This is a genomic window from Verrucosispora sp. SN26_14.1 (assembly GCF_004307965.1).
GTDB lineage: Bacteria > Actinomycetota > Actinomycetes > Mycobacteriales > Micromonosporaceae > Micromonospora.
Window position 1 is genome coordinate 1 of sequence record NZ_SISL01000149.1, and the last position, 12,753, is coordinate 12,753.

10 protein-coding genes are annotated in these 12,753 nt (G+C 72.0%); 5 read left to right on the plus strand and 5 right to left on the minus strand.

The window, feature by feature from the left end; all coding sequences use genetic code 11:
* On the minus strand, nt 1-196 hold a 196-nt coding region (locus EYA84_RS33475; protein ID WP_236145780.1), incomplete at its 3' end, for a hypothetical protein.
* Between the two features lie 3 nt (nt 197-199).
* On the opposite strand from EYA84_RS33475, the gene EYA84_RS15190 reads away from it, so the two are divergent.
* The 5 genes from EYA84_RS15190 to EYA84_RS15210 all read left to right on the plus strand — a co-directional run bounded on the left by EYA84_RS15190 (nt 200) and on the right by EYA84_RS15210 (nt 8,188).
* The gene (locus tag EYA84_RS15190; protein ID WP_131053724.1) at nt 200-1,987 is read left to right on the plus strand and encodes an HSP90 family protein; all 1,788 of its coding nucleotides are present in this window, start codon (nt 200-202) and stop codon (nt 1,985-1,987) included.
* Between the two features lie 6 nt (nt 1,988-1,993).
* Nucleotides 1,994-4,900 (plus strand): hypothetical protein, encoded by a 2,907-nt coding sequence (locus tag EYA84_RS15195; protein ID WP_131053725.1) that lies wholly within the window; start codon nt 1,994-1,996, stop codon nt 4,898-4,900.
* Between the two features lie 91 nt (nt 4,901-4,991).
* A complete protein-coding gene (locus EYA84_RS15200) occupies nt 4,992-5,618 on the plus strand; it encodes a TetR/AcrR family transcriptional regulator (RefSeq protein ID WP_131053726.1) in 627 nt (208 codons plus the stop codon).
* 154 nt (nt 5,619-5,772) lie between these two features.
* Complete coding sequence (locus EYA84_RS15205; RefSeq protein WP_131053727.1) at nt 5,773-7,140, plus strand: acetyl/propionyl/methylcrotonyl-CoA carboxylase subunit alpha; 1,368 nt, start codon at nt 5,773-5,775, stop codon at nt 7,138-7,140.
* 127 nt (nt 7,141-7,267) lie between these two features.
* Nucleotides 7,268-8,188, plus strand: a complete 921-nt coding sequence (locus EYA84_RS15210) for a hydroxymethylglutaryl-CoA lyase (protein WP_131053728.1) — start codon at nt 7,268-7,270, stop codon at nt 8,186-8,188.
* An 85-nt stretch (nt 8,189-8,273) separates the two neighbouring features.
* On the opposite strand, the gene EYA84_RS15215 is transcribed toward EYA84_RS15210, so the two are convergent.
* The 4 genes from EYA84_RS15215 to EYA84_RS15230 form a co-directional block, all read right to left on the minus strand.
* Nucleotides 8,274-9,257, minus strand: coding sequence for an aldo/keto reductase (locus EYA84_RS15215; protein ID WP_131053729.1), 984 nt, complete (start codon nt 9,255-9,257; stop codon nt 8,274-8,276).
* A gap of 3 nt (nt 9,258-9,260) precedes the next feature.
* Nucleotides 9,261-10,448, minus strand: coding sequence for a GNAT family N-acetyltransferase (locus tag EYA84_RS15220; protein ID WP_131053730.1), 1,188 nt, complete (start codon nt 10,446-10,448; stop codon nt 9,261-9,263).
* Entirely contained in the window at nt 10,448-11,764 is a 1,317-nt protein-coding gene (gene lysA, locus EYA84_RS15225) for a diaminopimelate decarboxylase (RefSeq protein WP_131053731.1), read from the minus strand. Before lysA ends, EYA84_RS15220 begins: the two co-directional genes overlap by 1 nt.
* A gap of 60 nt (nt 11,765-11,824) precedes the next feature.
* Nucleotides 11,825-12,753: ATP-grasp domain-containing protein (locus tag EYA84_RS15230; protein ID WP_131053732.1), on the minus strand; the 929-nt coding region annotated here is incomplete at its 5' end.

Genomic DNA, 12,753 nt, shown 5'->3' on the forward strand with positions numbered 1-12,753 from the left:
TGGGCTCGGAGATGTGTATAGGTGACAGGCGCTGCCGCCGGTGCGCCGACGGGTCGCCCTGCGGCTCTCCGGGCTCCACCAACGCGCGTCCGATAAGGTGGCCCACCCGGCGAGGTCTCGCTGAGGAACCGGGCACGCGGATGTCGGCCCGCACCGGTACGGTGAGCGCCGACATCCGGGAGCGGGGAGCGGACAAGGCGTGGACCGTACCTTCCAGGTGGACCTGCGTGGCGTGGTCGACCTGCTCAGTCATCACCTCTACGGCAGCCCACGGGTCTACGTCCGCGAGCTGATGCAGAACGCGGTGGACGCGATCACCGCACGTCGGGCCGCCGAGCCGGACGCACCGGCCCTGGTCCGGATCGAGCCGCCCGAGCTGACCGGCGACGGCACCCTGCGGGTGCACGACACCGGCATCGGGCTGACCGAGGAGCAGGTGCACGAGCTGCTGGCCACCATCGGCCGCAGCTCGAAGCGGGACGAGCTGGGTTTCTCCCGCCACGAGTTCCTCGGCCAGTTCGGCATCGGGCTGCTCTCCTGCTTCCTCGTCGCCGACGAGATCCGGGTGGTCACCCGCAACGGCGACCACCCCACCGTGCTCTGGACCGGCTACGCCGACGGCCGCTACGCGGTGCGCCTGGCCCCGCCGCAGGAGGCACGTGCCGAGGTCGGCACCACGGTCACCCTGGTGCCGCGCCACGACGCCGACCAGTGGTACGCCACCTCCACCGTCACCGAGCTGGCCCGCCTCTACGGCAGCCTGCTGCCGGTGACCGTCCGGGTCGGCAGCGTGGTCACCACCACCGGGGAACCGCCCTGGCCGACCAGCCCGGGTGCGACCGTGGACCGCGCCGCCCTGATCGCGTACGCCCGCGAGACGCTCGGCGTCGACCCGTTCGACGTGGTGCCGCTGCGGGCGCCGGAGGCCGGGCTGACCGGAGTGGCGTTCATCCTGCCCACGGCCGTGAATCCGGCCGCCCGGGCCGGTCACCGGGTCTACCTCAAGCGGATGCTGCTGACCGAGCACGCCGACGGCCTGCTGCCGGACTGGGCCTTCTTCGCGCACTGCGTGATCGACACCAGCGAGCTGCGGCCCACCGCCAGCCGCGAGGCGCTCTACGAGGACTCCCTGCTCACCAGCACGCGCGAGTCGCTCGGCGCGCAGATCCGTGGCTGGCTGGTCCGGCTCGCCAAGCACCAGCCGCACCGGCTGGCCGAGTTCCTCCAGGTGCACCACCTCGGGGTGAAGGCGCTCGCCCTGCACGACGACGAGATGCTCAACCTGGTCGACCAGTGGTGGCCGATGGACACCAACGTCGGCACGCTCACCCTGGCCGAGTTCCGGCAGCGCTACGGCCTGGTCCGGTACGCCGCCAGCCTGGACGAGTTCCGCCAGCTCGCGGCCGTCGCCGCCGCGCAGGACCTGGCCGTGGTGAACGGCGGCTACACGTACGACAGCGAGCTGATCGAGCGACTGCCCACGGTGGACCGTACGGTCCTCATCGAACGGCTCGAACCGAGTGACCTGACCACCCGGTTCGACGCCCTCGAACCGCACGTCGAGTTGGCGCTGCGGCCGTTCCTCACCGCCGCCGGCCGGGCCCTGGAACGGCTCGGCTGCGAGGTGCTGATCCGGGCCTACGATCCGGCCTCGCTCCCGGCGCTCTACCTGCTCAGCCGCTCGGCCGCGTTCACCGACCAGCTCGCCGCAAGCCGCGACAAGGCGGACGAGCTGTGGGGCGGCGTACTCGACGCGTTGGCCGCCTCCGCCCCGGCGGACCGCCCGCAGCTCGTGCTCAACCACCGCAACCCGCTGGTGCGTCGGATCACCGCGCTGGGTGACCCGGAGCTGGTCGGGCTCGCCGTCGAGGCGCTCTACGGGCAGGCGTTGCTGCTCGGGCACCACCCCATCCGCGCGGCGGACGCCGCCCTGCTCAACAGTTCTTTCCTCGGCCTGCTGGGTCGGGCCGTCCCTGGACAGGAGTGAGACGTCGTGGCTGACGAGGACCTGTGGCGGATGCTGCGCCAGACCGGCGAGATGCCGTACGGCATCGGGCAGATCGCCGCGCTGGAGCAGCTGCTGCGTCGGGCGGACGCCGCCGACGACCGGCACCTCGCCTTCGCGGTCCGCATCCAGGGCATCACCACGTACATCTACGGTGGCGAGCCGGCCAAGTCGTTCGTCGTCTTCGCCTGGTGTCTGGCGCAGTTCGACAGGGACCCGCAGCCCTACCACGAGCGGTACGCCCAACACCTGCTCTGGCACTTCAAGCACATGGTCAACGGGATGCTGAACTTCCCCGAGGTGCCGTTGGACCGCACCCACGCGGTGCTCGACGACATGGAGCGGCGCTACCGCGAGGGTGGGCACAGCCTCCAGGCCGTGTACAAGTACCGCTACCGGGTGGCCGACCACCTGGGTGACCGTGAGCAGGCCGAGGAGTGGTACCGCAAGTGGCTGACCACGCCTCGTGACCAGCTCTCCGACTGCGCGGGCTGCGACCCGACCACGCAGGTCAACCACCTGAGCCGCACCGGCCGTCACGACGAGGCCGTGGCGCTGGCCGAGCCGGTGCTCAGTGGGCGGCTGAGCTGCACCGAGCAGCCGCAGGGGATCCTCACCGCGCTACTGCCGGCATACCTGCACAGTGGTCGGCACGACGAGGCGCGCAACGCGCACCGGGAGGCGTACCGCCGGCACCGGGGCAGCATCGCCGACCTGTGGGACGTCAGCGAGCACATCGAGTTCTGCACGCTGACCGGCAACGAGGCGCGGGCGCTGGAGATCGTCGAGCGGCACCTGGACTGGCTGGACCGGGCCCCCTCGCCGGGTGCCGCGATGCACTTCGCCGCCGCCTCCGCCGCCGCGCTGCGGCAGGTGGACGACCAGACGCTGACGGTGCACCGCCGCGCCTTCGGTGAGCGGCCGGCCGACGAGGTGACGGTGAGTGCGCTCGCCGCCGAGCTGACCGAGACGGCGACCGGGATCGCCGCCCGGTTCGACACCCGCAACGGCAACAGCAACCAGTCCGAGGGCATCGCCCGGCGACTGGCCGTCACGCCGGTCGGTGACCACCTGCCCCTCTCCGCGAGCCTGCGGCGTCGACCGGTGCCCACCACCCGCCCGGCTCCTACCACCGGCACTGCTCCCGCCGCCGGGTCGGCGTCCGAGGCCGTCCCGCCGCGCGAGGTCACGGTGCCCGAACCACGCCGGTCGGTGGAGTTCGTCGTACCCGCCGAGGCGGACGCGGGCGAGTTGCTGGCGCTGGCCGAGCAGCGCTGGTCGTCGCACGACCGCCCCGGTATGCGTGCCGTCCTGGCCGCCTTCGAGGAACGCTTCGGCGAGGCGGAGCTGTCGCCGCGCGAGCGTGCCCTCCGGGGCGAACTGCGTGCCGCCGAGCTGGTCGACGCCGGGGACCTGACCGGTGCGGTGACGGTCAACCGGACGACCATGGCGGCGTACGAGGAGTTGGCCGACCCGGCGCGCGCCCAGGTCGTCGCCAGCCGTCTCGGCGCGTTGCTGGCGCAGGGTGACGAGCCGGACGAGGAGGCGTACGCGCTGGCGCACACCGCCGCCGGTTTCCTCGACGAGCACGGTGACGCCCGGCAGCGAGCCGCCGCGCACGATCGGCTGGCGGTCGTGCTGGCACAGCAGGCCCGCTGGCCGGAGGCGCTGGCCGCCTCGGAGCGGGCGGCCGACGGCGCGGGAGACCCGTTCCTGGCGGCCCGGATCGCGCTGCACCGGGCACACATCCTCGAACAGCTCGACGACGAGGACGCCTTCCGGGCCGGCGCGGAGCAGGCCCATCGGCTCGCCCAGGAGGCCGGGGTCCCGGAGCTGATCGCCACCGCCGCCCTGGCGCACGCCCGCGTCGCGCAGGATCCGGCTGAGGCGGTCGCCGCGTGCGACGAGGCACTGGCCCACGCCGGGGACGCGCTGCTCCTGCCGGCGCGGGTGACCCGTGCCCGGGCGCTGATCGCGGCGCAGCGCGCCGACGAGGCGGTGGAGGACTTCGCCGAGGCGGTGGCGCTCTGCGTCGAGCGGGGCGAGGCCGGTGACGCCTACCTGCGCTGGGAGTTGGCCACGGCGTACCGGGTAGCCGGGCGGCTCGGCGACGCGGCGGAGGTGGCCGAGGAGGCGGTGACCGGTCTGGATCGCCTCGGGCACCAGGCGGACGCCGATGCGGCCCGACACATGCTGGCCGGTATCTACCAGGGGCTGGGCGAGATCGACCCGGCGCTGGCTCTGCTGGACCGGCTCGCCGAGAACCTCGACGGGCCGGACAACCTCCCGCACCGGGCGCAGGTGCTCGAAGACGCCGGGGACATCCTCTATCAGGCCGACCGGGATGCGGCGGCGGGGCAGAAGTTCGCGGCTGCCGCCTCGGCCTACCAACTGGCCGGCCAACACCTGGACGAGCTGCGGGCCCGTCGTCGGGAGGCGTCGGCGTACCTCTGGGCCGGTGAGACGGCCAGTGCGCTGCGGGCGGTCGAGGCGACCGACCGGCTCGCCGCCGAGTTGACGGCCGGTGCCGCCGAGGAGCCTCCGGTGATCTACGAGGTGTCGTTGGCGGCCGAGACGGCGGCGCGGGTGCTGGCCGGGGACGACCGGGAGGGCGAGGCGCTGGACCGACTGGCCGGGGTCGCGCACCGGCTGCGGTCCGTGGAGGCGTTCGGCGAGGCGGCGCAGGTCGAGATCCTCAGCGGCGAGCTGCTGCTGCGGCAGGGCCGACCGGCCGAGGCGGAGCCGGTCCTGCGCGAGGTGCTCGGCGGTCTGCCGACCGGATCGAGGCCGACGGCCCAGGCCGCCTGGCTGCTCGCCCGCGCGTTGGACGAGTTGGGTCGCTCGACGGAGGCGACCGACCTGCGCAAGCAGCACGACCTGGACCACGACCACTGACGACCTGGGGATTCGTGGGCCTTTCCCGGCAGTCGGACTGGCGGGTAACCAAGGGCCCACGTCTCTTCCCCGGTGGGTCTACGCTGGCCCGGTGACGGTGGAGCAGCAGGCCCGGAGCGGGAGCAGCGGGGCCACGGGATCGGGACGGCGCCGGTCCCGCAAGGACGAGATTCTGGAGATCGCGGTGGGGCTGTTCGCCTCCCGTGGCTACCACGGCGTGTCGATGGACGACATCGGCGCGGCCGCCGGGGTGACCGGCCCGGCGCTTTACCACCACTTCGCCGGCAAGGAGGCGATGCTGGTCGCCGCGCTGGTGCCGGTGAGTGAGGGCTTGCTGGAGGGTGGTCGACAGCGGTCCGCCGCGCATCCCGGCGACCCACGGGCGGTCCTGGAGTCGCTGATCGACTTCCACGTCGACTTCGCGTTGGCCAACCCGGCCGTCATCGCGTTGCACCTGCACGAGCTGGACCGGCTGCCCGAGGAGCCTCGACGGCGTATCCGTCGACTCCAGCGCCTCTATGTCGAGGAGTGGGTCACCGTGCTGACCGCGCTGCACCCCGGCCTGCCGGCCGGTGAGGCGCGGGTGTTGGCGCACGCCGCCTTCGGCCTGATGAACTCGACCCCGTTCCTCGGCGGTGAGGTCGACCGTCGACGCCGGGCCGAGTTGCTGCGCGCCGCCACCCTGGCCGCTCTGCTCGCCCCGACCGACCCGGCCTGACCCGTACCCTCGCGCACCAGCTCGCATCCTTTTCGGCCTGGATGTTAGGAGGGGTCCCCTGCTATACCGCAGGCGTTAGCAGGGGACCCTTCCTTACATGCAGGGCGGCGTGGTTGGCTTGCCCGCGTCCCACAAAATGGAACGCGGAGGAAGCATGATCGAGTCGTTGCTGGTCGCCAACCGAGGTGAGATAGCCCGCCGGATCATCCGTACCGCCAAGCGGCTTGGGGTGCGCGCGATCGCGGTGCACTCGGAGGCCGACACCGACCTGCCGTTCGTCACCGAAGCCGACCAGGCGATCTGTGTCGGACCGGCCAACCCGGCGCAGAGTTACCGCAACGCCGAGGCCATCCTCGCCGCCGCCGAGTCGACCGGGGCGCAGGCGATCCACCCCGGCTACGGCTTCCTGTCGGAGAACGCCGACTTCGCCCGCGCGGTGGAGGCGGCCGGTCTGATCTGGGTCGGACCGGACGCGGACGCGATCAGCGCGATGGGCGACAAGATCAATGCGCGGAACCTGATGGCCGCAGCCGGTGTGCCGGTGGCACCGGGCACCACCGAACCGGCGGGGGACCTGTCGGCGGCGCGCGCCGCGGCGGCCGAGATCGGCTACCCGGTGATGGTGAAGGCCGCTGCGGGCGGTGGCGGCATGGGCATGGGTGTCGCCGTTGACGAGGCCGCGCTGGACACCGAGTACGACAAGGTGCGCGCGTTCGCCGAGCGGATGTTCGGCGACGGCTCGGTGCTGATCGAGCGCTACTTCCCCCGGGTACGTCACGTCGAGGTGCAGATCCTCGGACTGGCCGACGGTCGGGTGGTGGCGCTGGGCGAGCGCGAGTGTTCGGTGCAGCGCCGCAACCAGAAGCTGGTCGAGGAGTCGCCGTCACCGGCGGTCTCGCCGGAGTTGCGTACCCGCCTGCTGGCGGCGGCGGTCCGGGCCGGTGAGGCGGTGAAGTACCGCAACGCGGGCACGGTGGAGTGCCTGTTGGTCCCGCGTCAGCGGGATCTCAGAGGGGATAGCACTACCTCCGAAGAATTCTTCTTCCTGGAGATGAACACCCGGCTTCAGGTGGAGCACCCGGTCACCGAGTTGGTCTACGGCCTCGACCTGGTCGAGGAGCAGCTCCGGGTGGCGGCCGGGTTGGCGCCGACCTTCGACCCGGACGCGTTGACGCCGCGCGGGCACGCCATCGAACTGCGGATCAACGCCGAGGACCCGAAGCGTTTCCTGCCCGGACCGGGCGTGGTCAGGACCTGGGTGGAGCCGGCCGGCGCCGGGGTACGCGTCGACTCCGGCTACGTCGCCGGCAACACCGTGACCCCGTTCTACGACAGCCTGATGGCCAAGCTCGTGGTCGACGCGCCCACCCGGGCCGAGGCGATCGACCGGGCCCGCGCGGCGGTGGCCGGATTCGAGCTGGCCGGCCCCAAGAACAACCTGCCGTTCTTCGCCGAGTTGCTGGAGAACCCGGAGTTCGTCTCCGGTGACTACGACACCGGCATCGTCTCCCGGATGCGCTGACCCCGCCGGGTCACGAGGTGCCGCCGGGACGTCTGGACGGGCACCTCGTGACCCTGGCGGTCACCACCCGACGTGACATGCTTGGGTGGTCAGCGACAGATAAGTGTCACAGTGAGGTGATGTCGTGATGGCGGAGCTGCCGACGTCCGTGTCCATCCGCGAGGTCGGGCCGCGCGACGGGCTGCAGAACGAGGACCCGATCCCGACCGGGGCCAAGGTGCGCCTGCTCGACGCGCTCTCCCGCACCGGCGTACGGCGGATCGAAGCGGTGTCGTTCGTGCACCCCCGGGCGATCCCGCAGATGGCCGACGCCGACGAGGTGTGGCAGCGGGCGGCGAAGGTGGACGGGGTCCGCTACTCGGCGCTGGTGCCCAACTCGAAGGGCGCGCAGCGGGCCCTGGCCGCCGGCTTCACCGAGATCGAGGTGGTCGTCTCGGCCAGCGACACGCACAACCGCCGCAACGTCAACCGGGGCACCGACGAGTCGTTGGACGACATCGCCGAGCTGATCGACCTGCTGCACGGGGCCGACGCCACCGCCGAGGTGATCATCGCGACCAGCTTCGGCTGCCCCTACGAGGGCGACGTCGACCCGGCCCGCGTCGCCGCCATCGTCGAGCGCGTGGTCCGCGACGGCGCCGACCGCGTCGCGTTCGGCGACACCACCGGCATGGGTACGCCCCGACGCGTCCGTGACCTGGTGACCGCCGTACGCGACCGCGACGCGGACGTGCCGGTGCTGCTGCACTTCCACAACACCCGGGGCACCGCGTTGGCCAACCTGCTGACCGCCCTGGAACTGGGTGTCACGGAGTTCGACGCCAGTGTGGGTGGCCTCGGCGGCTGCCCCTACGCGCCCGGTGCCAGCGGCAACCTGGCGACCGAGGAGGCGGTGCACATGCTGCACGACATGGGCGTCGACACCGGCATCGACCTGGACGCCCTGATCGAGGTGGCCGAACTGGCCGAGGAGCTGACCGGTCGACGCCTGCCCTCCGGGGTGCTGCGCGCCGGTCCGCGTACCCGGCTGACCCCCTCCCCGGCCTGACCCGGCCGCCGCCCGCACCATCCGGGCCGAGCGGCCCGGCCGACACCGACGCGGTGCCCGGCCGGGGCGACGTCGGCGGGCTCGGCTACTGGGACCACCAGGTGGGTTGGCGTGACCAGCGGTGGCCGCGCAGGGTCTCCCGCAGCGCCGGGTCGAGCTGCTGCCCGTCGCTGACCGCGAGGTTGCGTTCGACGTGGCTGACCCGGCGCATCCCGGGAATGACGGTGGCGACCCGGGGTTCGGCGAGGATGAACCGCAGCGCGGCCTCCGGCATCGGCATCCCGGTCGGCAGGTCCTTGCGCAGCTCCTCGGCCCGGGCGACGCTGGCGGCGAGGTTCTCCGGCACGAAGTACGAGTTGCGCCAGTCCCCCTCCGGCCAGGTCGTCTCCGTCGTCAGCGTGCCGGTCAAGGTGCCCTCGTCGAACGGCACCCGGGCGATGACCGCCACGTCGTGTTCCGCCGCCGCCGGGAACAGGTCGTCCTCGGGAGCCTGGTCGAAGACGTTGTAGATCACCTGGACGGCGTCGACCAGCCCGGTGGCCAGCGCGCGTACGCCGTTCCAGGACTCCCACCGGTTGACCGAGATGCCGATGCCGCCGATCAGGCCCTGCTCGCGCAGCCCGGTGAGGGTGCGCTGCCAGCGTGGGTCGTCCGCCCAGGAGTCCTCCCAGACGTGCAACTGCAACAGGTCGATGGTGTCCAGGCCGAGGTTGCCGAGACTCGTGTGGACGTACTCCTCGATGTGGTCCGGCGGGAAGACGTCGTCCAGGGTGGACTCACGCGTCGACGGCCAGTTCATGTCCTTCGGCGGCACCTTCGTGGCGACGTACAGCCGGGTGCCCGGGTTGGCGCGGACCAGTTCACCCAGCACCCGCTCGCTGTGCCCGCGCCCGTACACCCAGGCGGTGTCGAAGAAGTTGCAGCCCAGGTCCACGGCCCGCTGGAGAGCGGCGATCTTCTCGTCGTCCTCGACGCCGGTCCAGCCGTGCAGACCGCCGCCGACGCCCCACATGCCGTACGAGACCTCGCTGACCTGCCAGTCCAGTCGACCGAACCTGCGGTAGCGCATGTGTCACCTCTCCGGTGCCCGAGGGGGTTGAGGGGGTGTGCCGTCGCCCCACACGCGTACCGCCTGCTGATGGTCCGAGCCGGGCGACGCGAAGGAACGCACGAGTTCGGCGGAGAGGTCGGCCGGTGGCCGGACCAGACCGGCCGTCCAGCGCGGTTCGGCGCCCCGGGCGCGTTTGGCGCCGTACGTGCCGGCGCCGAGGTGGACCTGACCCAGGCCGCGTTCCGCCGCCAACTCCCGGGGCCGGTACATGCTGAGGTTGAAGTACGAGTAGGGCGCCGCCCCCTCGGCGAACCCGGCGGCGCGGACGTACACCCCGTCGGTCCACAGGTAGTTGAGGCTGAACCCGACCACCGTGTCGCCCGCGTACTCCAGGAGCACGTGGCTGTACGCGTCGAGCGCCGGCACCTGCGAGGCGAAGTAGGCGTGCATGTCGGCGTCCGTGTCCGGCCCGCCGTACTTGCGCTGCGTCGCGCCGAGCAGCGGGGCGATCACGTCCACGCAGGCGGAGAGCGGCACCGTCGCCACCCGGTCGACGGCGGCCTCGTACCGGCGGCGTTCCCGTCGCCACTCGCGGCGTCCGGCCGTCGCGGCGGAGTCCTCGCCGACGTGCACCGGCAGCACCGCCTCGGCCGACAGCGGCGCGGCCACCGGCGGCGGACCGTCCGGGCCTACCGCCCGCGTCCACGCGGCCCGGTACGCCGCGACGTTCGCCACCGGTGTGTAGAGCAGCGCGACGCTGGCCGCGCCGAGCCGTGCGGCCAGCGCCTCCACCTCGGTGAAGAGGGCGGTCAGCACCGCGTCGCGCCGGTCGTCGGTGAGGTCGTCGGTGATCGCCACCGCGCCGTGGTAGCCGGCCCGCGAGCCCACCAGCAGCACCGGCAGGAAGGCCGCGTGCTCCTCGGGCGACAGCGACCGCCCGAGGTTCTCCTCGGCCATGTGGCTCGGGCTGTAGGCCAGGTTCATCGACGGCACGCTCGCGCCGTGCCACAGATAGGTGGCCACCGCCGCCAGCGGGATGCCCGCCGCGTCCTGCACGACCAGGTAGGTGGTGTCGAACGACCTGTCGGTCTCCGACCAGGCGACCCACGGGTAGCCGAGGTAGAAGCCGTCACCGGCGGCGAGGCCGTTCCACACGTCCTCGCCGATCTCGGTGACCGAACGTCGGGTGATGACCGACAGGTCGTCCATCAACTCCCCTGGTGGTCGCCGTCGTCGAACAGTTCGAGGGCCACCAGGTCGTCGTAGGTCTCCCGACGGCGGATCAACGTCACCTGGTCGCCGTGCACCAGCACTTCGGCGGGCCGCTGCTGGCTGTTGTAGTTGCTGGTCATCGTCATGCCGTACGCCCCGGCGGTGAAGATGGCGAAGTGTGCGCCGGGCTCCAGCTCGGGCAGCGAGCGACCCCGCGCCAGGTAGTCGCTGGACTCGCAGATCGGCCCCACCACGTCGTACGAGGTCAGCCCGGCCAGGCCGGACACGTCCCGGGAGACCGGCGTGGCGTCGGCGGGGGGCTGGACCGGCCACATGAAGTGGTAGCTGTCGTACATCGCCGCTCGGGCCAGGTGCGTCATGCCCGCGTCGAGCACCACGAGCTGCCGCTCACCGGCCTGCTTCAGGTAGCGGACGGTGCTGACCAGGACACCGGCGTTGGCGGCGATGGTCCGACCCGGCTCGAAGATCACCTGACCGCCGAGGCGGGCGAACCCGGTCAGCCGGGGAATGATCGCCTCGGCGAAGTCGTCCCAGCTCGGTGCGGTGCGGTCCACGTACTCGGCGGGGAAACCACCACCCAGGTTGAGCGTGGTGATGCGGTGCCCGGCCTGTTCGAGCTGGGCCACCAGGGCCATCAGCCGGTCGAGCGCGGTGGCGTACACCTGCGGGTCGAAGATCGGGCTGCCCAGGTGGACGTGGAAGCCCTCGATGCGCAGCGCCTCGTCGGCGGCGGCCTGCGCGAACAGCGCGGCGGCGCGGTCGATGTCCACGCCGAACTTGCCGCCCCGGGTGCCGGTGGTCGTCCGCGCCGGGGTCCGCTCGTCCGGTGCCACGTCCGGGTTGACCCGGATCGCCAGCCGGGGACGCCGGCCCTCCTGCCGGGCGATGCGGGACAGCAGCTCCACCTCGGCCTCGGACTCGACGTTGATGCAGCGGATGTTGCGGACGACCGCCTCGCGCAGCTCGGCCTCCGACTTGCCGACCCCGGCGAGCACCGTGCGCTCCGGGTCGACGCCCGCCAGCATCGCCCGGTGCAGTTCGCCGCCGCTGACCGCGTCGACCCCGGCGCCCTCCCGACCGAGCAGCCGGAGCAGGTGCACGTTGCTCAGCGCCTTCGCCGAGAAACAGACCAGCGGGTTGACCGCGTCGAACGCCTTCGCGAAGCGACGGTAGTGATCGATCAGGGTGCTCGCCGAATAGACGTAGGTGGGTGTGCCGAAACGCTCGGCCACCGAGGTCAGCGGGACCCCTTCACAGTGCAGCGTGCCGTCGCGATAGGTGAACTCGTCCATCTGTTCCTCATTCAGGAGATCAGCGCACAGGATATCCGTCCACTCAACGAAGATCGGCCCCTACCTGTGCCGGTAGAGAGCATCCTGTTCGAGAGCACGAATACGCTGGTAATCCTCCTCCAGACGACTCGGATCCTCGGCGATCAGATAGAGATGTCCGGGTGAGGTGAACAGGTCGACGGTCCGGTGCACCGGAGTGTCCGGAAGCAGATTCAACGCCGACCCGCAGAGCACCGAGGGGATCTCGGCCAGGCGGTCGGCGGCACCGTCGGCGATCAGACCGTCGTAGGGGGCCACCAGGCAGACCACCATCAGGGCGCGGTGGCGGTGGTACCCGCTGCCGAGACGGCGGCGGAAGCGCTCCGGTACGGCGTACCGCTCGACGGTCAGCGAGAGCTGACTCTCCCCGGTCGCCTGCGTCGGCCCGTCCGGCGTGACGCCTCCTTCGAGGCGGGCGCCGGACTCGATCAGCACCGGTCCACGGTCGTCGACGAAGAGTTCGGTATGCGCCGGGCCGTCGTGCACGCCGAGCGCGTCCAGCACCCGTTCGACGAAGATCCGCACCTGGTCCTGGAGATCGCCGGTGCCGTTCAACAGGACCTGCCGGTCGTACACCGGCCGTCCGTCGACGAAGATCCGGTCGTCGCGCCAGATCTCGTGGACGTGGTGCCGGCCGTCGAGACTCACGCTGTTGACGAAGTACTGCTGACCGACCAACTGCTCCTGCACCAGTAGCGCGTCGTTGACCTGGGCCATCGCGTTGGCCGATCCGAGCAGCTTGCCCGCCGCCGACCGGGCCTCGGTGCCGTCCGCGCAGAAGTGCACCCCCTCGGAACCGGCGCTGGCGGCGGGCTTCACCACGACCGGGAGCACCCGCGTCGCGGCCAGCCAGTCGTCGAGTTCCTCGATGCTGCGGATCTGCGTGCCGAGCGGCACCCGCAGACCGGCGCGGGCGGCGGCGGCCATCATCGCCGGCTTCTGCCGCCGGG

What these genes read in the sequence shown, in the direction of transcription:
- EYA84_RS15205 (WP_131053727.1), top strand. Translation starts at nt 5,773, where the DNA reads ATGATCGAGTCGTTGCTGGTCGCCAACCGAGGTGAGATAGCCCGCCGG.
- EYA84_RS15210 (WP_131053728.1), top strand. Translation starts at nt 7,268, where the DNA reads ATGGCGGAGCTGCCGACGTCCGTGTCCATCCGCGAGGTCGGGCCGCGC.
- EYA84_RS15215 (WP_131053729.1), bottom strand. Translation starts at nt 9,257, where the DNA reads ATGCGCTACCGCAGGTTCGGTCGACTGGACTGGCAGGTCAGCGAGGTC.
- EYA84_RS15220 (WP_131053730.1), bottom strand. Translation starts at nt 10,448, where the DNA reads ATGGACGACCTGTCGGTCATCACCCGACGTTCGGTCACCGAGATCGGC.
- lysA (WP_131053731.1), bottom strand. Translation starts at nt 11,764, where the DNA reads ATGGACGAGTTCACCTATCGCGACGGCACGCTGCACTGTGAAGGGGTC.